This window comes from Mycobacterium sp. ABE4_509 (assembly GCF_056160785.1).
This window is the reverse complement of record NZ_JBSWXU010000009.1, coordinates 44,213-63,956: the sequence shown is the minus strand read 5'-3', so window position 1 is coordinate 63,956 and position 19,744 is coordinate 44,213. Positions and strand designations below refer to the sequence as shown.

The window sequence follows — 19,744 nt, the reverse complement described above, 5'->3', positions numbered from 1 at the left end:
AGTCAGTGTGTCACGTCAAGGGATCGCCCTCGCCACATAGCGCGAACCGGCCGTCCGAGGTCTGCTCGACCAGCCCGTCGACCAGCAGGGAATCCAGCGCCCGGTCCCGTTGGGCGGTGTCGGCCGTCCACGCGACGTCGAGCTCGGCTCGGCTGACCGGGGCCGCACTCGCGCGCAGCACGTCGAGCAACCGTCCCCGCACCTGCCGATCCGTGCCGGCGTAGCGCTGCGTGCGCTTCGGTGTCGCCGCTCCGGGCGGGTATCCTCGCGACCGCCACGTGCAGTGCTGCAGCGGGCACACCCCGCACTTGGGTGCGCGTGCCGTGCACACCGTGGCCCCCAGCTCCATCAGCGCCACGGAGAACTGCGGCGCGGTGTCGCCGTCGGGTAGCAGTGCTGCCACGTCCTCGAGGTCGCGACGTGACGGCGAGCCGGCATCGGCCACACCGTGGACAGCCCTGGCGACGACCCGGCGGACGTTGGTGTCGACCACCGGGACCCGTTGCCGGTAGGCGAAACACGCCACCGCCCGGGCGGTGTAGCTGCCGATCCCGGGCAGTGCGAGCAAGGCGTCGACATCCTCGGGCACGATGTCGCCGTGGTCGTCGGCGATGGCGATCGCGCACTCGTGCAGTCGTTTTGCGCGGCGCGGATACCCGAGTTTGCCCCAGGCGCGCACCACGTCGGCGGCGCTCGCCGCGGCGGTGCTCGACGCGGTGGGCCAGCGGGCCACCCAGTCGAGCCAGATGGGTCCCACCCGCGCCACCGGTGTCTGTTGCAGCATGAATTCGCTGACCAGGATCTGCCACGCCGATACATCTGGACGCCGCCACGGCAGGTCACGCCGGGCGTGGGCGTACCAATCAATTAGTCCTTCCGCATCGATCATTGCGGTCGACTCAGGCAGAATGACGGCCATGCCCAATACGAGCCCGTTGACCGCGTGGAAAGCACTCAAGGAGGGTAACGAGCGGTTTGTCGCCGGCAAACCACTGCATCCCAGCCAGAGCGTCGAACACCGGGCGAGCCTGGCCGCCGCGCAGACACCCACCGCGGTGGTGTTCGGGTGTGCCGACAGCCGCGTCGCCGCCGAGATCATCTTCGATCAGGGCCTCGGGGACATGTTCGTGGTGCGCACCGCCGGACACGTGATCGACAGCGCGGTGCTGGGCTCGCTCGAGTACGCCGTCGCGGTGCTGAAGGTGCCGTTGATCGTGGTCCTCGGACATGACAGCTGCGGCGCCGTGGGCGCGACACTGGCGGCCCTGGGTGAGGGTGAAGTGCCTGGTGGGTATGTCCGCGATGTGGTGGAGCGGGTGATGCCGTCCATCCTGATCGGCCGCCGGGAGGGACTGTCGAGGGTCGACGAGTTCGAGGCCCGGCATGTCACCGAGACCGGCCTGCAGCTGCTGAACCGGTCGACCGCGATCTCGGACGGGGTTCGCGACGGCACCCTGGCCATCGTGGGGCTGACCTATCACCTGTCCGACGGGCGGGTGCAGCTGGGCGAGCACCTGGGCGACATCGGCGAGAGCTAGCCCGACACGCCGGGCAGCCTCGGCCAGGGCGGGCTGACCTGCCCTTACCGTGGGTATGTGCTGGATCTAGAACCGCAGGGCCCGCTGCCCCAACAGATCTACTGGCGGCGCAGGGCGCTGGCGCTCGGGATCGCCGTGGTCGTCATCGGCATCATCGCCGCCGTGGTCGCAGTCGTCGTGATGAACAGCACCAGCTCCGAGCAGCCGACCGCGAACGAAAGCTCCGAACAGGCCCAGCAGGCCGCCCCGACACAGCTGCCCGGAGAGAACCCCGAGGTCAAGACCCCGGTCCAGCCGCCCGCGCAGGATGCGCCGCCACCCACCCCGACGCCGACGGCCGCGGTTGTCCCGCCGCCCATCCTGCAGGAGGGGGACGACTGCCCGGATTCGACGCTGGCGGTCAAGGGGATCACCAATGAGCCGCAGTACGTCGTCGGCGATCAGCCGAAATTCACCATGGTCGTCACCAACATCGGCCTGGTTGCCTGCCAGCGCGATGTCGGTGCCGCGGTACTGGCCGCCTACGTGTACACGCTGGAGAACCAGCGGCTGTGGTCCAACCTGGACTGCGCGCCGTCGAACGAGACGCTGATCAAGACGTTCCAGCCCGGCGAGCAGGTGACCACCGAGGTGACCTGGACCGGCATGGGTTCGGCGCCGAACTGCCCGTTGCCACGCCAGCCGATCGGGCCCGGGATGTACAACCTGGTGGTCCAGCTGGGCAATCTGCGCTCGGCGCCGGTGCCCTTCATCCTCGCCGACCCGGCTGCCGCACCGCCACCGGCACCATCCGACGGCGCACCGCACCTGCCGCAGCCCGGGCCGGTCGGCTGACGGGCCGCTAGGCCAACCGGTCGGCGATCGTCGACTCGGCCAGCTGGGACAGGCCTTCCCGGATGTGGCGCGCCCACATCGCGCCGATACCCTCCACCGACTGCAGATCGCTGGCGGTGGCGGCCAGCAGCCCCTGTAGCGAGCCGAATGAACGGACCAGCAGGTCCACATGGGCGAACTGCAACCGCGAGATCCCCGACATGGCGCGGTAGCCGCGCGAGTTCATCGCCGAGTCCTGCGCTTGTGCGGTCGACGGGTAGCCGAAAACTCTTGCCAGAGTTGTGAAATCGAGCAGTTCATTGTCCGACAGCGCGTCGAGTTCCTCCAGGGTGGCGCTGACCTGTTCCGCGCTGGGTGGTTCGGGATTGGCGTGGTAGTCGCGCACGATCAGCTCGCGGTCGGTCTCGTTGTCGCCGACGAGTTCGTCGAGCTGCAGTTTGAGCTGGCGGCCGTCGGTGCCCAGTTCGACGACGTGGGCGTCGATCTCCTGGCTGATCCGGCGCACCATCTCGAGCCGCTGCGCGACCGTCATCACATCGCGCAGCGTCACGAAATCCTCGATCTCGGCGGTCGAGAGTGCTCTGCTGACCTCGTCGAGGCGGCTCTTGTAGCGCTCGAGCGTCGCGATCGTCTGGTTGGCCCGCGACAGGATCGTGGCCGATTCCGGAACCACATGCCGCTCACCGGCGACGTAGACGGTCACGATGCTCATCGAGTGGCTCACCGAGATCACCGGGTAGCCGGTCTGAATCGCGGTCCGCTCCGCCGAGCGGTGCCGGGTGCCGGACTCCTCGGTGGGAATGGACGGATCCGGCACCAGCTGCACGTTGGCGCGCAGGATGCGGCTGCCGTCGCTGGAGAGCACCACCGCCCCGTCCATCTTCGACAGCTCGCGCAGCCGGGTGGGGGCATAGCGGACGTCGAGCTGGAAGCCCCCGTCGCAGATGGCCTCGACGCTGTCGTCGTAGCCGATGACGATCAACGCGCCGGTCTGGCCGCGCAGGATTCGTTCCAGGCCGTCGCGAAGCGGGGTGCCGGGTGCCAGGCGGGCGATCGTCTCCCGCAGTGTGGGTTTGGCCAACGGCACGACCGTGCGCCCCGATCTCCCCGACGCGGACGTCACGGGCTTCACGGCCATCACATCTCCACCGGTCAAGGACTATTTCGAGCCATTCTCGCTGATCCGCGCCATCGCCTGCAACGCCGAGCCGATGTTGTCTGCCGGCAGTGTCCGCAGTCCCGCCGGGGCGTCCGAGGTTCCGGCGGGCACCACCGCGCAGGTGAACCCGAGCCGGGCGGCTTCGGCCAGTCGCCGATCCATCCCGGTCACCCGGCGCAGATCGCCGGCCAGTCCGACCTCGCCGATCGCCACCGTCGTGGCCGGCATCGCCAGGTCCAGGGCGGCAGAGGCGATCGCCAGCGCCACCGCGAGATCCGAGGACGAGTCGGTCAGCCGCATTCCGCCGACGGTGGACAGGTAGATGTCGTTGGCGCCCACCGGCAGGCGGGCCCGTTTCTCCAGCACCGCGGTGATCATCGCTGCCCGCGACGAGTCGATGCCGCTGACCGCGCGCCGCGGGCTGCCGCTCGCCGGTGCGCCGATGAGCGCCTGGACCTCGCCGATCATCGGACGCTTGCCGTCCAGGGTGACCGTCACCGCGGTGCCCGGCACGGCCTTGGGACGTTGGTCCAGGAACAATCCGGAAGGGTCGGCGACACACTCGATTCCGTTGTCGTGCAACAGGAAACAGCCGACCTCATCGGCGGCTCCGAATCGGTTCTTAATGCCGCGAACCATCCGCAGGGTCGAGGCGCGGTCGCCCTCGAAGTGCAGGACCACGTCGACGAGGTGCTCCAGTGACCGCGGCCCGGCGATCGCACCGTCCTTGGTCACATGGCCGACCAGCAGCATCGCCACGCCGGTGGTCTTGGCCGTCATCGTCAACGCCGTGGTGACCGCGCGGACCTGGGTGACCCCGCCGGTGACCCCGTCGGCCTCGGTGCTCGACAACGTCTGCACCGAGTCGACGACCACCAGACTCGGCCGGACCGCGTCGATGTGCCCGAGCGCGGTGGCCAGATCCGATTCGGCGGCCAGGTAGACCTCGTCATGCGTGCAACCGGTGCGTTCGGCCCGCAGCCTGATCTGCCCCGCGGACTCCTCCCCGGACAGGTACAGGGCCCGGCGGCCTGATGTCGCCCAGCGGTGAGCCACCTCGAGAAGCAGCGTCGATTTGCCGACCCCGGGGTCACCGGCCAGCAGCGTGACCGAACCGGGCACGAGCCCGCCGCCGAGCACCCGGTCCAGTTCGCTGACCCCGGTGTGGAAGTGCCGGGTGGTGCCCGGGTCGATGGAACTGATCGGCACGGCAGGAGAAGCCGGTGCCACGAGAGCACGGCGCGTTCCCGACCCGTCGACGGCCGCCAGTGTCACCTCGTCGACCGAGCCCCAGGTGCCGCACTCCGGGCAGCGGCCCACCCACTTCGGGGTGACGTGATGACATTCCGAACAGCGGTACTGCGGACGTGTCTTCGATCCAGCCCTGGCCACGCCGTGACGTTATCCGGCCGCGCCGACAGAACCCGGCGATCAGGGTCCGTGTCGTGCCGGTCGGTGGATCCGGTGTGGTCGGTGGCCTCAGTGGCCTCAGTGGCCGCCGGATCCGCCCGACGATTCGCCGCCGGAGTAGGGATCGTCGCGCCTGGGCTGTTCCCCGGCGGAGATCGGGACGGCGACGGTCGTCTCGCCGTTCTCCTGGAAGGTGAAGGTGAAGTCGTAGGTCAGCCCGTTGGTGATCGGCTTCTCCAGCGCGACGGTGGCCTCGGCGGTGTCGGCGGCCTCGATGTCCTCCAGCGGGGTGGGCTGACCGTCGGGGGTGCCGACCACCAGGGTGCCGTTGACCGGCACCTCGGGGTCACCGCTGAGGGTGACGGTGCCGATGTCGGAGGTGACCGACACCAGTTCGTCTGGCATGTCCGGGGATCCGTTCACCGCGACGAAGATCAGCTCGACCTCGGTGCCCGGCTCGACGTAGTCGCTGGTCTGGGTGGCCCGCAGGTGGACGTTGCGCAGCGCGATCGCGTCGGCGGCGGCGCTGGTGCCGTTGATGGCCGCCTCCTGGGTCGCCGTCTGGGCGACCTGCCCTGAGCTGCAGCCGCCGAGCACGACGGACGCGCCCAGTCCACACGCCGCCAGCGTCGCGACGGTGACTGGGGTACGCCGGTTCAAGGGTTTCACTACGGGCCTCCTGCTCGGCCGACGAGGCGGCGTGAGCGACCGTTCGGCGGCCCCTCACAGTGGATTCGACTATGCAGAGTAGTAGGTCGCCAATCCATGTGGAAGCCGAGGGCGTAAGCATCCGGCGGATAGCTGATCTTGGCCCCGCCCCAGGCAACGGGACGGCGGCGGGCGGCGCTGCAACGGCCGCGAAAAGGTGTCCGCGATCGCGCAGGAACGGGCCGGCGGAGAGCCTCTCGCTTGCACGGATTGGCCGCCCTGTCAACCCCCAGTGTTCACCCACTGTGCCCCTGACCTGCATCGTTGATCCGCACCCGGAAACGTCACGTGTTAACATCAAAGGGTGAAAGGGGCTCGAATCTGATGATTTTCAAGGTCGGAGACACCGTCGTCTATCCACACCACGGTGCCGCGTTGATCGAGGCGATCGAAACCCGAACCATCAAAGGCGAGCAGAAGGAATATCTCGTCTTGAAGGTCGCGCAGGGAGATCTCACCGTTCGGGTGCCCGCCGAGAACGCTGAATATGTGGGTGTGCGGGATGTCGTCGGGCAGGAGGGCCTCGACAAGGTCTTCCAGGTGCTGCGGGCCCCCCACACCGAGGAGCCGACGAACTGGTCGCGCCGGTACAAGGCGAATCTGGAGAAGCTGGCCTCCGGCGATGTGAACAAGGTCGCCGAAGTGGTTCGGGATCTGTGGCGACGGGACCAGGAACGTGGTCTGTCGGCAGGTGAGAAGCGCATGCTGGCCAAGGCCCGTCAGATTCTGGTCGGCGAGTTGGCGCTGGCTGAGAACACCGATGACGAGAAGGCCGCGACCATTCTCGACGAGGCACTCGCCGCCGCCTCCTGAGGGCGGTCGTGAATCTGCCGAGCGTCGGGCTCGGTTCCGACGTCCATCCCATCGAAGCCGGGCGTCCGTGCTGGCTGCTGTGCCTGCTGTTCGAGGACGGTGACGGCTGCGCGGGCCATTCCGACGGTGACGTCGCCGCGCACGCGTTGTGCGATGCGCTGCTGTCGGCGGCCGGCATGGGCGACATCGGTGAGGTGTTCGGCACCGGCCTTCCGCAGTGGGAGGGGGTCAGCGGCGCCGACATGCTGCGCCATGTGCGTTCGCTGCTCTCCGGTGTCGGCCTGCGGGTGGGTAACGCCGCCGTGCAGGTCATCGGGAACCGGCCGAAGGTCGGTCCGCGACGCGCCGAGGCGCAGCGGCTGCTTTCCGAGCTGGTGGGGGCGCCGGTCTCGGTGTCGGCGACCACCACCGACGGGCTGGGCCTGACCGGCCGGGGTGAGGGGATCGCGGCGATCGCCACAGCCCTGGTGGTGACCCACGAGTGCGGCGATGGAGAGCAGGGCTCCACAGGCCGGTAAGCTGGCCCGTCGTGACCGAACGCCCCAAAGCTGTCATGCGGCTGTATGACACCTTGACCGGCGGTGTGCGCGATTTCGCGCCACTGCGGCCTGGCCACGTCTCGATCTATCTGTGTGGGGCCACGGTGCAGGGTCTGCCCCACATCGGACACGTGCGCAGCGGCGTCGCCTTCGACGTGTTGCGCCGCTGGCTGACGGCCAAGGGCTTCGACGTCGCGTTCATCCGCAATGTCACCGACATCGACGACAAGATCCTCAACAAGGCCGCCGATGCGGGCCGGCCGTGGTGGGAGTGGGCAGCGACCTACGAGCGCGCCTTCTCCGCCGCATACGACGCGCTGGGCGTGCTGCCCCCGTCGGCGGAGCCGCGGGCGACCGGCCACATCACCCAGATGGTCGAGCTGATCGAACGGCTCATCGAGCGCGGCCATGCCTACACGGGCAACGGGGACGTCTACTTCAATGTCGCGTCGTTGCCCGACTACGGCAAGCTGTCGGGTCACCGCATCGACGACGTGCACCAGGGCGAGGGGGTTGCGACCGGCAAGCGCGACCAGCGCGACTTCACACTGTGGAAGGGCGCCAAACCGGGCGAGCCGTCCTGGCCCACTCCGTGGGGCCGGGGCCGGCCCGGCTGGCACACCGAATGTGTCGCCATGTGCGAGACGTATCTGGGGCCGCAGTTCGACATCCACGCCGGCGGCATGGATCTGGTTTTCCCGCACCACGAGAACGAGATCGCTCAGGCTTGTGCTGCCGGTGATGGCTTCGCTCAGTTCTGGTTGCACAACGGCTGGGTCACCATGGGCGGCGAGAAGATGAGCAAGTCGCTGGGCAACGTGTTGGCGATCCCGGCTGTGCTGCAACGGGTCCGGGCCGCCGAGTTGCGCTACTACCTGGGCAGTGCGCATTACCGGTCGATGCTGGAGTTCTCCGAGGCGGCGCTGGCCGACGCCGCGCGCGCCTACAGCGGCATCGAGGACTTTCTGCACCGGGTGCGCACCAGGGTCGGCGCGGTGGTGCCCGGCCAGTGGACGGCGGGGTTCGCCGCTGCGCTCGACGACGACCTGGCGGTGCCGGCGGCGCTGGCCGAGGTGCACGCGGCCCGGGCGGAAGGCAACCGTGCGCTCGACGCAGGTGACCACGACACCGCGCTGAACCATGCGATGTCGATCCGGGCGATGATGGGCATCCTGGGTGCCGACCCGCTCGACGAGCGGTGGGAGTCCCGCAATGAGACCTCGGCCGCACTGGCGGCAGTCGACGTCCTGGTGCAGGCTGAGGTGAAGCGGCGCGCGGATGCCAGGGCGCGGCGCGACTGGGCCGAGGCCGACGCGATCCGCGACCGCCTCAAGGAGGCCGGCATCGAGGTGACCGACACCGCCGACGGTCCGCAGTGGTCGCTCATGGACGGAACGGACAAGTAATGGCGGGCAACTCGCAACGGCGGGGCGCGGTACGCAAGGCGGGCACCAAGAAGGGGCCGACGGTGGGATCCGGCGGTGTCCGCCGCCGTGGCCTGGAAGGCAAGGGCGCGACCCCGCCCGCGCACCAGCGCCCCAACCATCCGGCCGCCAAGCGTGCCGCCAAGGCGGCCCGCCAACAGCAGGGCAGGCACAAGAAGAGCGACGACGTCGAGATCGTGCTGGGCCGCAACCCGGTGCTCGAGTGCCTGCGCGCCGGCGTCCCCGCCACCGCGCTCTACGTCGCGCTGGGCACCGACTCCGACGAACGGCTCACCGAGTCGGTGCAGAACGCCGCCGACAAGGGCATCGCGATCCTGGAGGTGCCGCGCCACGATCTGGACCGCATCGCGGCCAACGGCATGCACCAGGGCATCGCGCTGCAGATCCCGCCGTATGACTACGCCCATCCCGATGACCTGCTTGCCTCGGCCAAGGCCGATGCGACGCCGGCGCTGCTGGTGGCGCTGGACAACATCTCCGATCCGCGCAATCTGGGTGCCATCGTGCGCTCGGTGGCGGCCTTCGGCGGGCACGGCGTGGTGATTCCGCAACGCCGGTCGGCGTCGGTGACCGCGGTGGCCTGGCGCACCAGCGCGGGTGCGGCGGCCCGGGTGCCGGTCGCGCGGGCGACGAACCTCAACCGTGCGCTCAAGCAGTGGGCCGACTCGGGCCTGCAGGTGGTGGGCCTGGACGCCGACGGCGACACCACGATCGACCAGCTCCAGGCTGACGGCCCGACCGTGCTGGTGGTGGGTTCGGAGGGTAAGGGGTTGTCCCGGCTGGTCCGGGAGAACTGCGACGCGATCGTGTCGATTCCGATGGCGGGGCCCACCGAGTCGCTCAACGCGGCGGTGGCGGCCGGGGTGGTGCTCGCCGAGATCGCCCGGCAGCGGCGCGGCTGACCCGCGGTCTCAGCCGATCCGCACCAGCGCGGTGGACTTGGGTTCGACGCCGGTGCCCGGGGTGATGCGGCGCAGCCTGCGGAAGGCCCACGGCGCGGCGAACGACACCGCCCAGCGCACGTTGCCCATGGTGCCGGCCCGAGCGGCCGGCGCGGCCAGGAATCTGCCCGACGGGTGGGCCGGCCGGTCGAGGGGCCGGTCGGGGCCCAGCAGGCAGTCGAAGACCCGGCCGGCCATGAACTCGTGGCCGAGGGGGGACAGGTGCACCCGGTCGTGGTCCCACAGCCGGGCGTCGCGGAATTCGTCGAAGCGCCAGAAGTCGATCAGTCCGACCCCGAGGTCGTCGGTGATGCGGCGCAGCAGTTCGTTGTAGATCGCCGCCCGCCCGCGCAGCCCGCGGAACATCGGTTTGGCACCCAGGTCGGGGGCGGTGAACGCCAGCACGACGGCCCCGGTCTGCTGCAGTGCCTTGAGCCCGTCGGCGTAGCGGGCCATCATCGCGTCCATGTCGACGTGCAGCGCCATCAGGTCGTTCATGCCCGAGTACACGGTCACCAGGTCTGGTTGCATCAGCATGGCCAGTTCGGTCTGGCCGGTCATGATGTCATCCATCGTTCGGCCGCGGACCGCGAGGTTGGCGTAGCGGAAGTCGGGGTCCGCTGCGGCGAGCCGCAGTGCGAGCAGGTCGGCCCAGCCTCGGACGCCGTTGGGGCTGCCGGGGTGAGGATCGCCGATACCTTCGGTGAACGAATCACCCATCGCGACGTATCTGCGGTACGGCACCACGGGTTTCATTGTCGCGGGTCAGTGCGTGCCGCGCCTGCCACGGCGCCGTTCCGGAGATGAAAGGTTGAGGGTCAGATGTTGAACAGTTGAAGTCCCGCCCACAGTGCTGCGACGGCGCCCACCAGTGTCAGCGGGACGGTGCACAGGCCGATCCTGCTGAACGCGGCCGCGTCCGCCGGTACCGATGCACCACGCACGACGTTGCGCCACAACAGGTTCGCCAGCGAGCCGACGTAGGTCAGGTTGGGGCCGATGTTGACGCCGATCAACACGGCCAGCACCGCGCCGGGGCCGGCCGCCGTCACCAATGGCAGCAGCACCAGCACGGCGGGCAGGTTGTTCACCACATTGGACAGCACCGCCGCCAGCACCGCGATCCAGAGCAGTGAGACGAAGCCCGCGCCGTGCGGCAGCATGTGCTGCATCGCCGATTCCAGGCCGTTGCGCATCACCGCGTCGACGACGATGCCCAGGCACAGTACGAACGCCAGAAACGGGATGTCGGCGGCCGCGCCGATCCCGGCCATGGTGGTGCGCCGGGTGGCCAGCCCGCGGGCACCGAGAACGAGCGCGCCGGCCAGGGCCGCCCACGCGGGTGAGAAGCCGAGCAGGGAGGTCACCGCGAACCCGACGAGCGTCAGGCCGACGACGACCAGAGCGAACACCGGCCACGACGTCGGTTCCGTTGTCGCCGGCACCCGCGGCGCGATGCTGAGGTCCTTGGCGAAAAGCAGACGCAGCACCAGGAACTCGACCGCGATGACGACCAGCCAGGGCAGCGTCATCACGGCGGCGAAATGCAGGAACGACAGCCCGGCGGCGCCGAACGCCAACAGGTTGGTCAGGTTGGACACCGGAAGCAGCAGCGATGCGCTGTTGGCCAGATGCGCGGTGGCGTAGGCGTGTGGGCGGGGCGGCACGTTCAGGGTGCGGGCAGTGGCCAGCACGACGGGGGTCAGCAGCACCACGGTGGCATCCAGGCTCAGCACCGCGGTGACCACCGCGGCGATGGCGAACACCGATGCCAGCAGCCGGTTCTGGCTTCCTCTGGCGGCCCGCGCCATCGACGCACCGGCCGCCTGGAACAGTCCCTCGTCGTCACACATCCGTGCCAGCACCAGGACCGCGGCGAGGAATCCGACCACCGGGAGCAGTTCGGACACCTCGGTCCAGGCGTCGCGCCAGGTCGTCGCGCCCGCAGCCAGAACCAGGCCGGCGGCGGGAGCCGCGACGACGACCTCCGGCCAGCCGCGCGGGCGTACCAGCGCGAACCCGAGGACTGCGGCCAGGGCGGCCAGTGCGAGGGTCAGTTCCATGGGTCGGCGCGCCGCCACAGCGTCGGTAGGTGCAGCGCGACGCCGTCCTCGTCGGCGAGGCGGCCCAGCACGGCCATGGTGGCGTCGAGGTCGTCGACGGCGAACGGCAACGCGCGCAGCGGTTTGTCGAGCGGACGGAAGAAGTCGTCCCAGTGGATCAGCACCACCCGGCGGGCTCCGACGGTGCGCACCGTCTCGGTCCAGTATTCGGTGAGGTATTCGGTCGGCTGCCGTCCCAATTGCCCGACACCCAGGTAGGCGACTTCGGCGCGCTGCCCGGCCAGGGCCCCGGGCGCGAAGCCCGCGCTGCCGACGATCAGCATCCGCCGGTCGGTCGGGCGATGTGTCACGAGCATCGACCACGCCTCACCGCACCGGTAGGCCGACGCCCGCGCCGGGGCGGTGACCGGGACGCTGATCCGGCCCGGGAACCGGTCGGGTGGGCAGTGCCTGCCCTCGATCAGCGTGATGTCGTAGGAGCCGGCGGTGACGGGCGCTCCGGGCGTCACGACGTCGACGCGGTCCAGGCCGTGGCCGAGCCCGATCTGCGCTGCCGAGGATCCGCCGATCAGTCGAGCGTCGGTCAGCCCGGCCACCAGGGCGGAATCCATCGCGTGGTCGTAGTGGGTGTGTACCGGAACCACGGCGGCCAGCCGTCGGGTTCCCAACCGCGCCAGCCCGTCTTCGATTCGACGTCGGGACGGCCGCAGCGGCAGCGCGGCGACCGTGAGAAGTTTTGGCCTGGAGAAGAATCCGTCGGTCAGTATTGCCGAGTCGCCGTCGTCGACGAGCAGTGTGCTGACCCCGGCCCAGGACACCGCCACCGGGCTGGTGGCCGCGGCGGGTGGGAGGTCGGTGTGGCGGCGGTAGGCATCGAGGTCGGGGCGGCCGAGCTTCGGGCGCATCAGGTCACCCTAGCCGGGTGGGGTTGCTCCGGTGCGACCCCAGCGGGTAATAATGAAAACGATTGTCATTTACTCAACGAGCTGCGGAGACCTCATGAAGCCTGGCATCCATCCCGACTACCACCCCGTCGTCTTCCAGGACGCCAACACGGGCACCAGGTTCCTCACCCGGTCGACGGTCACCAGCGACAGGACCGTCGAGTGGGAGACGCCGGACGGGACGCGGGAATACCCGCTGGTGATCGTCGAGGTCTCGGCGGAGTCGCACCCGTTCTGGACGGGCAGCCGGCGCATCATGGACTCGGCCGGGCAGGTCGAGAAGTTCAACCGCCGATACGGTGCGCGGCACAGCGGCGCCGACGGGCGGTGACCCCGGGCGGGGATTGGCGTCTGCGGGCGCGTTGCCGCGGCTTGCCCACCGATCTGTTCTACGCCTCCGAGCTACACCAGGGCAGCCTCCGGCGTGCCCGTGAGGAGGAGGTCAAGCAGATCTGTTTGAGGTGCCCGGTGCGCGCGCAGTGCCTGGCGTACGCACTCGAACACCCTGAGCAGCATGGTATCTGGGGTGCAACCACGCCGCGGGAGCGCGCGGCGTTGGACCTCAGGGCGTTTCGTCGCCCTGATGTCGCCGGGTGATGTCCTCGGCGGTGTCGAAATCGTCGCACGGGTCCTCATGCCAGTCGCCGAACGGATCGGGGTAACCCGGCCAGTCCTGCGGCCGCGCCAGTTCGTCGTCGGTGAGCAGCGCGCCGGCGAGTGCATTGGTGATGGTGGCCGGGTCGGCGCCGCACACCAGCGCGGTCATCGAGATGTGGCGATCGCCGAATCGTTCGTTCCAGCGTAGGCCGGCCCACGTCACCCGCTCAGGGTCGGCGAAACCGTCGGCATGTGGGTGCGAGGCCGCCAGCCACTCCCCGGCGTGGCCTACGCGCAGGCCGCCGCCGGCTGATTCGATCCACAACACCGAATCGGGCTGGCCGGCCAGCCAGGCACGTCCGCGGATCCGGACGACGCCGTCGAGCAGGTCGTCGATCGCCAAGTGCAGGCGCATCGGGTGAAACGGCCGGTCGGCGCTGAACTCGACGAGTTGAATATCGCCGTCGGCATCCAGCGGCGGCTCACCGGCCAGCAGCGCCGCGTGCGGATCGTGCTCACGGCCACGCCGCGCCGTCCAAGGCAACGCGCTCAGCGCGGCCTCCAGCATTGCCGGACCGGCCAGCTGCTGGGCCCGTGGAGCCAGCCGGCGCAGCACCGACGACACCCGGTCGTCCGGCCCGGTCAACGCCAACACATCGGCGAACTCTGCCTGCCCGACGACAACCTGAGCGACGGTGCGTTCGTCGTCGAGAGTGTCGTCACCCAGCGACTGTGTCAGCCACTGTGTGGTGTCCACGGTGCTCACCACCGCCTCGATGCGCACGTCCCGGGCGGCGGGCCCGTCGGTGTATCCGGGGCCGACGTGTACCGCCACGTTGTTGATCGCCCAACACACCGGTTCCGGCTCCAGCCACGGCTCGAGGTGCACGACGATGCGGTCCACGTCCTCGCGGCGATGCAGCCGGCGCAGCAGGGTCAGCAGATCCTCGCGCAGGGTGCAGTTGACGCAACAGTTGGTGATCTCGAGCGGCCATTCCGAGGTGTGCGGCTGCCCGTCGCGGGTGATGGTGACGGTACGCACGATGACATGGCCGTCGTAGCGGTGCCGGACCACGATCGTGCCCGGCGCCTGCGCCAGGACTTCGCTCACGTGGTCGGTCATCTGCTGGCCGGCCACGACGATCAACGGGGTCCGCTTCATCTCCACCCTTATTAAGAATCGTTTTCATTAAGGCTGGCGGTGACGATACCGGGCCGATCCGCTCGTGTCGAAGTGCCCCGGACTCAGTAGGTGTAGGGGTTGTCCGGAGGCTCGATCTCCTGGACTGCCGACACCTGCATTGCCGGGGTGCTGCGTCGCGACGGATCGTCCTGGCCGGGCGGGATCGTGCCCTCCACCCGGATCCAGGTGCCGTCGGGAAGATCGGCTGCGGCGCCGGCCGCCGGGCCGTCGAGGTCGATTCGCGCCAGCGACGCATCGGCTGCGCAGCACAGGATGACGACGCGTCCGAGCTGGACCCGATCGCCGTCCTTCATGGTGAATCCGGTGACGGTGATCAGCCGGTCGTCGAGGGTATTGGCGGAATCCTGCGCGATTCGGACCAACACCTCGGGCAGGGCGAGCTCCGGTGCGCGCTCGGCCGGAAGCGCTGGAAACGGACGACGCAACACCTCGGCCGAGACTTCCCGCACAGCGGGACGGGCGGTCTGCGGTCCGATCGCCGGGGGAACGACGAAGCCCAGTAGCGCCACCGGGACCAGCAGTAGCCACAACACCCCCGAGCGGTGTTTGTGGCCATGGTGGTCGTCGGAGTCGCTGGGGCCGTTACGGATGTCCCGGACGATCGAGACCAGCGCCAAGCCGATGAGCAGTGCCGCCGACGCCAGCAGCCACGGCAACAGCGAGGGTTTCACGTAGCGGGTGAACGTACCGGTGACCGCGATGATCAGCGTGCTCACCCCGACCAGCAGCAGGATCGCGTTCTCGGTCTCCCGGGTCACCGGTTGCCCACCACCAGCAGGCCGACACCGGTGGCCACCACAACGGCGACCAGGAAGGTCGCCGGAGCGAAGCGCACGGCGAACGCCCGGCCGAACATGCCGACCTGCATCGCGAACAACTTGATGTCGATGGCGGGGCCGACCACCAGGAACACCAGCCGGGGCACCAGCGGCAACATCGACAGGCTGGCCGCGACGAAGGCGTCGGCTTCCGAGCACAACGCCAGAATCGCCGCCAGCAACGCCATCACCGCGATGCCGAGAAGCAACTGGCCGGCGAGGTGGTCATACACCCAGGCCGGCACTAGGATGTGTAACGCCGCTGCCGCGGCCGCGCCGATGACCAGATAGGACGAGGCCTGCAGGAAGTCGTGCCGGGCCGCCTCGGTGAACACCGTCCAGCGGGCTCCGTCCTGGCCGTGCAGATGCGGCATCCGGCGGGTGATCCAGCCCGGCTGCCCGAACCGGGCCCACAGTGCACCCATGATCAGCGCTGTGAGCAGTGATGCCGCGCAGCGCGCGACCACCATGCGGGGCTCCCCGGGAAACGCGACTGCGGTCGACACCAGCACCACCGGGTTGATCGCCGGGGCGGCGAGCATGAAGGTCAGCGCGGCCGCGCCCACCGCACCCTCGCCGAACAGCCGACGGGCGATCGGCACCGATCCGCACTCACAGCCGGGTAGGACGGCACCGCCCGCGCCGGCTGCCAGGATCGCCGCCGAAGGCCGGCGGGGCAGCCAGCGGGCCAGCCGGTCCGGGGTCACGTAGGCCGCGACCGCGCCGCTGACCAGTACGCCGAGCGCAAGGAACGGGATCGCCTGGACGAAGATGCCGCAGAACACCGTGGCCGCGGTGGCGATGTCGCGCGTCCCGGCCACGAAACTGCGCAAAGCCGAACCCGCCAGCGCCAAGCCGACAACCACGGCGACGAGCACGTGCATCGATCCCGGGCGAAGACGTCGGGCCGGGGTGCTCACCGCCATGCGGCCATTGTGCCAGTTGCCATTTCTGCACCGTGGCCACACGCTCTGCGTTTGCCAGCTAAGCTGAGCGGATGGCTTTTCAGGGATTGCTCGTGAAGGCGGCGTCGACCGTCGTGACGGGAGCCGTCGGGGTGGCGGCATACCAAGGAGTGCGTAAAGCACTGGCCAAGGCGCCGGTACGCGAAGCCTCGGTGTCGGCGACGGCGCTGGCGCTGCGGGGGGCACGCAAGGCCGAAGAGGGCGCGGAGTCGGCCCGGCTGCGGGTCGCCGATGTGGTTGCTGAGGCCCGCGAGCGGATCGGCGAAGAAGCGCCGCCCCCGGCGGTGTCCGACAGCGGCCACGATCACGATCACTGACCTGTGGTCGCGCTGGACGTCATATCCGACGCGGCAGGCCGGATGCGGCTGCACGCACCCTGGTTCCGCAACGACTCCACCCGCGCTGTAGCCATCGAAGACGCGGTGGACCAGGTCGCCGGTGTCCGGGCCGTCCACGCCTACCCCCGTACCGCGTCGATCGTGGTCTGGTACTCGCCGAAGCGCTGCCAACGGGACGAGGTTCTCGCGGCGATCGAGACCGCGGCCGGTGTCTCGCGGGAGCTCGTCGCGTCCCGCAGCCCGAATTCCGCGGACATCGCCAACGCCGACGTCCTGCGGATGACCGTGGGCGGAGTGGCCTTGGCGTTGCTGGGGATTCGGCGATACGTGTTCTCCCGTCCTCCGTTACTGGGGCCGAGTAGCCGTCTGGTAGCCACCGGTGTCACGATCTTCACCGGCTACCCGTTCCTGCGTGGCGCACTGCGGACCTTGCGCGGTGGCCGTTCGGCCGGAACCGACCTGCTGGTCAGCGCGGCCACCATCGCCAGCCTGGTGCTGCGCGAGAACGTGGTGGCCCTGACCGTGCTGTGGCTGCTCAACATCGGGGAGTACCTGCAAGACCTGACGTTGCGGCGGACGCGCCGCGCGATCGCCAACCTGCTGCAGGGCAATCAGGACACCGCCTGGGTACGGATGGCCGACGGCACCGAGGTCGAGATGGCCACAGCCGAACTGCGCGTCGGCGACGAGGTGGTGATCCACGACCAGGTTGCCCTGCCGATCGACGGACTCGTCGTCGACGGCGAGGCGATCATCGACCAGTCGGCGATCACCGGAGAGAACCTGCCGGTGGCGGTCGCGTCCGGCGCTCAGGTGTTCGCCGGGTCGGTGGTGGTGCGCGGCAGGCTGGTGGTGCGCGCCGAAGCGGTCGGGGCCGAGACGACGATCGGCCGGATCATCGCCCGGGTCGAGGAAGCCCAGCACGATCGGGCCGAGATCCAGACGGTGGGGGAGAGCTTCTCCCGGCGCTTCGTGCCGGCTTCGTTCCTGCTGTCCGCGGCCACCCTGGTGGTCACCCGCGACGTTCGCCGAGCCATGACGATGCTGCTGGTGGCGTGCCCGTGCGCGGTGGGCCTGTCGACACCGACCGCGATCAGCGCGGCCATCGGTAATGGAGCGCGACGCGGCATCCTGATCAAGGGCGGTTCACACCTCGAGGAGGCCGGCCGAGTCGATGCCGTGGTGTTCGACAAAACCGGAACGCTGACAGTCGGCCGTCCCGTGGTGACCAATCTGGTCGCCTTCCATAAAGATTGGGAACCGGAGCAAGTGCTGGCGTATGCCGCTAGTTCGGAGATCCATTCCCGGCATCCGTTGGCCGAGGCGGTCATCCGCTCGACGCAGGAACGCCACATCGAGATCCCGCCGCACGAAGAGTGCGAGGTGCTGGTGGGGCTCGGGATGCGGACCTGGGCCGACGGGCGCACCCTGCTGCTGGGCAGTCCGTCGTTGCTGCGGCAGGAGAAGGTTCGGGTCACCAAGAAGGCCACCGAGTGGGTCGACACGCTGCGCCGTCAGTCCGAGACGCCGCTGCTGCTGGCCGTCGACGGCAAGTTGGTCGGGTTGATCAGTCTGCGTGACGAGATCCGCCCGGAGTCGGTGCCAGTGCTGGAACGGTTACGTGCCAGAGGTGTTCGGCGCATCGTGATGCTCACCGGGGACCATCCAGATGCCGCCGCCGCGGTCGCCGAGAAGCTGGGGATCACCGAGTGGCGGGCCGAAGTGCTGCCCGACGACAAGCTCGACGTGGTACGTCGGCTGCGCGAGGAGGGGCACACCGTCGCGATGGTCGGTGACGGTGTCAACGACGCACCGGCACTCGCCGAAGCCGACATCGGTATCGCGATGGGGCTCGGGGGCACCGATGTCGCCGTCGAAACCGCCGATGTGGCACTGGCCAGCGACGATCTGACGCGCCTGCTGGATGTGCGTGACCTCGGCGGTCGTGCGGTGGACGTAATCCGGGAGAACTACGCGATGTCGATCGCGGTGAATGCTCTAGGCCTGGCGATCGGGGCGGGCGGCGCACTGTCGCCGGTGCTGGCCGCGGTGTTGCACAACGCCTCGTCGGTCGCAGTGGTGGCGAACAGTTCGCGGCTGATTCGCTATCAGCTCGCGGAGCAGTCGACAACCCGCTGAGTCAGGCAGTGCCGACATCGTCAACTGAACGGTGTCAGCGTGACGCCCTCGGCGATGAGGCGTTCGCGCACCGCCTTCGCGATCTGCACCGCACCGGGAGAGTCCCCGTGTACGCAGACTGATTCCACAGTGACCGGAATCGTGGAGCCGTCCACTGCGTCGACCCGGCCATCGGTCACCATCGAGATGACTCGCTCGGCGATCTCGTCGACGTCATCGAGTACCGCGTTGCGCTCCCGGCGGGAGACGAGCTTGCCGTCCGGCCGATAGGAGCGGTCGGCGAACGCCTCGGGCACGGTGCGCAGTCCCAGTTCGTCGGCCGCGGCGAAGAATTTCGATCCGGCCAGGCCCAGTACCGGCAGTGACGGGTCGACCGCATGGACGGCTTCGGCGACCGCGCGGGCCTGGCCCCGGTGGGTGACTATCGAGTTGTACAGGGCGCCATGGGGTTTGACGTAGGAGACCGAGGTGCCTGCGGCAGCGGCGAGGGCGGCCAGCCCGCCGATCTGGTACATGATGTCGGCGGCCAGGTCTTGCGGGTCGGCATCGATGAAGCGCCGGCCGAATCCGGCCAGGTCGCGGTAGCTCACCTGGGCGCCTATCCGAACCCCGCGGGCGGCCGCCGCGTGGCACACCGTCATCAGATTGGCGGGGTCGCCGGCGTGAAAGCCGCAGGCCACATTGGCCGAGGTGACGATTTCGAGCATGGCGTCGTCGTCCCCGAGGGTCCACACCCCGAACCCCTCGCCGAGGTCGGCGTTGAGGTCGATCGACATGGCTGACACGTGGCCAGCTTAGCCACACCGCGCTGCGATATCTTGGCGCTGTGATCGTCACAGGTGCTCTGCTCGCCGAGTCCGCCTCGGTCGTCGACAACAAGCTCAACGTGACCGGTGGGGTGGTGAGTTCCTACCGGATGGGTTCGCAGCCGATCATCCCGGTCACCCTGGTGGTGCTGACCCGCTCCCAGCCGTTCGATATGGCGCCGACGCTGATCGTGACGATCACGAATCCGGCCGGTGAATCACGGGACATCGAGCTCGAGGTTCCGCTGTCCAGTCTCGGCGGTGAGATCGGGTTCCTCTGCGTACCGCTGCGAATCCCGATTTCGGGGCTCGGCCGGTACGCCGTCGCGCTGCCTGCGCAGGGAGGCAAGATCGAGTTGCCGTTGACGGTCGTCAGCTGAGACCGGCACTGCGGCGGCGGGTCTTCCGTCTCGCCGGGTGAATTCGTGGGTGTGCGACACCTCGGATAGTCTTAATGGAGATGATTTTCATTAGACTGTGCGG

Annotated in this window: 22 protein-coding genes; 11 read left to right on the top strand and 11 right to left on the bottom strand. The window is 69.2% G+C overall.

The genetic code is table 11. The features are described 5' to 3' along the window. Positions 1-10: 10 nt before the first annotated feature. Complete coding sequence (locus ACXAID_RS03750; protein WP_475020834.1) at positions 11-919, bottom strand: HhH-GPD family protein; 909 nt, start codon at positions 917-919, stop codon at positions 11-13. Here ACXAID_RS03750 and ACXAID_RS03745 point away from each other — a divergent pair. Further along, a complete protein-coding gene (locus ACXAID_RS03745) occupies positions 918-1,538 on the top strand; it encodes a carbonic anhydrase (RefSeq protein WP_475020833.1) in 621 nt (206 codons plus the stop codon). The genes ACXAID_RS03750 and ACXAID_RS03745 overlap by 2 nt on opposite strands. Before the next feature lie 57 nt (positions 1,539-1,595). Beyond that, on the top strand, positions 1,596-2,372 hold the full coding sequence (locus ACXAID_RS03740; RefSeq protein ID WP_475020832.1) for a hypothetical protein: 777 nt from the start codon (positions 1,596-1,598) through the stop codon (positions 2,370-2,372). A gap of 7 nt (positions 2,373-2,379) precedes the next feature. Here ACXAID_RS03740 and disA read toward each other — a convergent pair whose 3' ends face one another. The 3 genes from disA to ACXAID_RS03725 form a co-directional block, all read right to left on the bottom strand. Then, complete coding sequence (disA, locus tag ACXAID_RS03735) at positions 2,380-3,510, bottom strand: DNA integrity scanning diadenylate cyclase DisA (protein WP_475020831.1); 1,131 nt, start codon at positions 3,508-3,510, stop codon at positions 2,380-2,382. Positions 3,511-3,531: 21 nt separating this feature from the next. Further along, positions 3,532-4,923, bottom strand: a complete 1,392-nt coding sequence (radA, locus tag ACXAID_RS03730) for a DNA repair protein RadA (protein ID WP_475020830.1) — start codon at positions 4,921-4,923, stop codon at positions 3,532-3,534. Positions 4,924-5,019: 96 nt separating this feature from the next. After that, the gene (locus tag ACXAID_RS03725) at positions 5,020-5,610 is read right to left on the bottom strand and encodes a copper chaperone PCu(A)C domain-containing protein (protein ID WP_475020829.1); all 591 of its coding nucleotides are present in this window, start codon (positions 5,608-5,610) and stop codon (positions 5,020-5,022) included. A gap of 363 nt (positions 5,611-5,973) precedes the next feature. Between ACXAID_RS03725 and carD the strand changes: the two genes are divergently transcribed. Genes carD through rlmB form a run of 4 tightly spaced genes read left to right on the top strand, consistent with a single transcriptional unit; the run spans position 5,974 to position 9,348 of the window. Continuing rightward, entirely contained in the window at positions 5,974-6,462 is a 489-nt protein-coding gene (gene carD / locus ACXAID_RS03720) for an RNA polymerase-binding transcription factor CarD (RefSeq protein ID WP_003888533.1), read from the top strand. Between the two features lie 8 nt (positions 6,463-6,470). Further along, entirely contained in the window at positions 6,471-6,980 is a 510-nt protein-coding gene (gene ispF, locus ACXAID_RS03715) for a 2-C-methyl-D-erythritol 2,4-cyclodiphosphate synthase (protein WP_475020828.1), read from the top strand. Between the two features lie 35 nt (positions 6,981-7,015). Then, the gene (cysS, locus tag ACXAID_RS03710; RefSeq protein ID WP_475020852.1) at positions 7,016-8,407 is read left to right on the top strand and encodes a cysteine--tRNA ligase; all 1,392 of its coding nucleotides are present in this window, start codon (positions 7,016-7,018) and stop codon (positions 8,405-8,407) included. Further along, on the top strand, positions 8,407-9,348 hold the full coding sequence (gene rlmB / locus ACXAID_RS03705) for a 23S rRNA (guanosine(2251)-2'-O)-methyltransferase RlmB (RefSeq protein WP_475020827.1): 942 nt from the start codon (positions 8,407-8,409) through the stop codon (positions 9,346-9,348). The genes cysS and rlmB overlap by 1 nt, the downstream gene beginning before the upstream one ends. A gap of 9 nt (positions 9,349-9,357) precedes the next feature. Here the strand turns inward: rlmB and ACXAID_RS03700 are convergent, their stop codons facing one another. The 3 genes from ACXAID_RS03700 to ACXAID_RS03690 all read right to left on the bottom strand — a co-directional run bounded on the left by ACXAID_RS03700 (position 9,358) and on the right by ACXAID_RS03690 (position 12,355). Continuing rightward, the gene (locus tag ACXAID_RS03700; RefSeq protein ID WP_475020851.1) at positions 9,358-10,131 is read right to left on the bottom strand and encodes an SGNH/GDSL hydrolase family protein; all 774 of its coding nucleotides are present in this window, start codon (positions 10,129-10,131) and stop codon (positions 9,358-9,360) included. Positions 10,132-10,205: 74 nt separating this feature from the next. Further along, positions 10,206-11,450: an SLC13 family permease gene (locus tag ACXAID_RS03695; RefSeq protein WP_475020826.1), complete on the bottom strand. Its 1,245-nt coding sequence runs from the start codon at positions 11,448-11,450 to the stop codon at positions 10,206-10,208. Beyond that, positions 11,441-12,355 carry an MBL fold metallo-hydrolase gene (locus ACXAID_RS03690; protein WP_475020825.1) on the bottom strand — a complete coding sequence of 305 codons (915 nt, stop codon included), beginning with the start codon at positions 12,353-12,355 and terminating at the stop codon, positions 11,441-11,443. Before ACXAID_RS03690 ends, ACXAID_RS03695 begins: the two co-directional genes overlap by 10 nt. A gap of 94 nt (positions 12,356-12,449) precedes the next feature. Between ACXAID_RS03690 and ACXAID_RS03685 the strand changes: the two genes are divergently transcribed. Together ACXAID_RS03685 and ACXAID_RS03680 are read left to right on the top strand one after the other, a co-directional pair. Further along, entirely contained in the window at positions 12,450-12,725 is a 276-nt protein-coding gene (locus ACXAID_RS03685) for a type B 50S ribosomal protein L31 (RefSeq protein ID WP_475020824.1), read from the top strand. Further along, a complete protein-coding gene (locus tag ACXAID_RS03680; protein ID WP_475020823.1) occupies positions 12,722-12,991 on the top strand; it encodes a WhiB family transcriptional regulator in 270 nt (89 codons plus the stop codon). The genes ACXAID_RS03685 and ACXAID_RS03680 overlap by 4 nt, the downstream gene beginning before the upstream one ends. On the opposite strand, the gene mrf is transcribed toward ACXAID_RS03680, so the two are convergent. The 3 genes from mrf to ACXAID_RS03665 form a co-directional block, all read right to left on the bottom strand. Continuing rightward, positions 12,957-14,153 (bottom strand): ribosome hibernation factor-recruiting GTPase MRF, encoded by a 1,197-nt coding sequence (gene mrf / locus ACXAID_RS03675; protein WP_475020822.1) that lies wholly within the window; start codon positions 14,151-14,153, stop codon positions 12,957-12,959. The genes ACXAID_RS03680 and mrf overlap by 35 nt on opposite strands. 83 nt (positions 14,154-14,236) lie before the next feature. Next, entirely contained in the window at positions 14,237-14,953 is a 717-nt protein-coding gene (locus ACXAID_RS03670; RefSeq protein WP_475020821.1) for a TIGR03943 family putative permease subunit, read from the bottom strand. Then, positions 14,950-15,939, bottom strand: coding sequence for a permease (locus ACXAID_RS03665; RefSeq protein ID WP_475020820.1), 990 nt, complete (start codon positions 15,937-15,939; stop codon positions 14,950-14,952). Before ACXAID_RS03665 ends, ACXAID_RS03670 begins: the two co-directional genes overlap by 4 nt. Before the next feature lie 71 nt (positions 15,940-16,010). On the opposite strand from ACXAID_RS03665, the gene ACXAID_RS03660 reads away from it, so the two are divergent. Beyond that, positions 16,011-16,295, top strand: a complete 285-nt coding sequence (locus tag ACXAID_RS03660) for a DUF1490 family protein (RefSeq protein ID WP_475020819.1) — start codon at positions 16,011-16,013, stop codon at positions 16,293-16,295. 42 nt (positions 16,296-16,337) lie between these two features. Further along, a complete protein-coding gene (locus ACXAID_RS03655; RefSeq protein ID WP_475020850.1) occupies positions 16,338-18,455 on the top strand; it encodes a heavy metal translocating P-type ATPase in 2,118 nt (705 codons plus the stop codon). Positions 18,456-18,475: 20 nt separating this feature from the next. Here ACXAID_RS03655 and ACXAID_RS03650 read toward each other — a convergent pair whose 3' ends face one another. Then, complete coding sequence (locus ACXAID_RS03650) at positions 18,476-19,231, bottom strand: LamB/YcsF family protein (RefSeq protein WP_475020849.1); 756 nt, start codon at positions 19,229-19,231, stop codon at positions 18,476-18,478. Between the two features lie 50 nt (positions 19,232-19,281). Between ACXAID_RS03650 and ACXAID_RS03645 the strand changes: the two genes are divergently transcribed. Beyond that, complete coding sequence (locus tag ACXAID_RS03645) at positions 19,282-19,641, top strand: hypothetical protein (protein ID WP_475020818.1); 360 nt, start codon at positions 19,282-19,284, stop codon at positions 19,639-19,641. Positions 19,642-19,744: the final 103 nt, after the last annotated feature.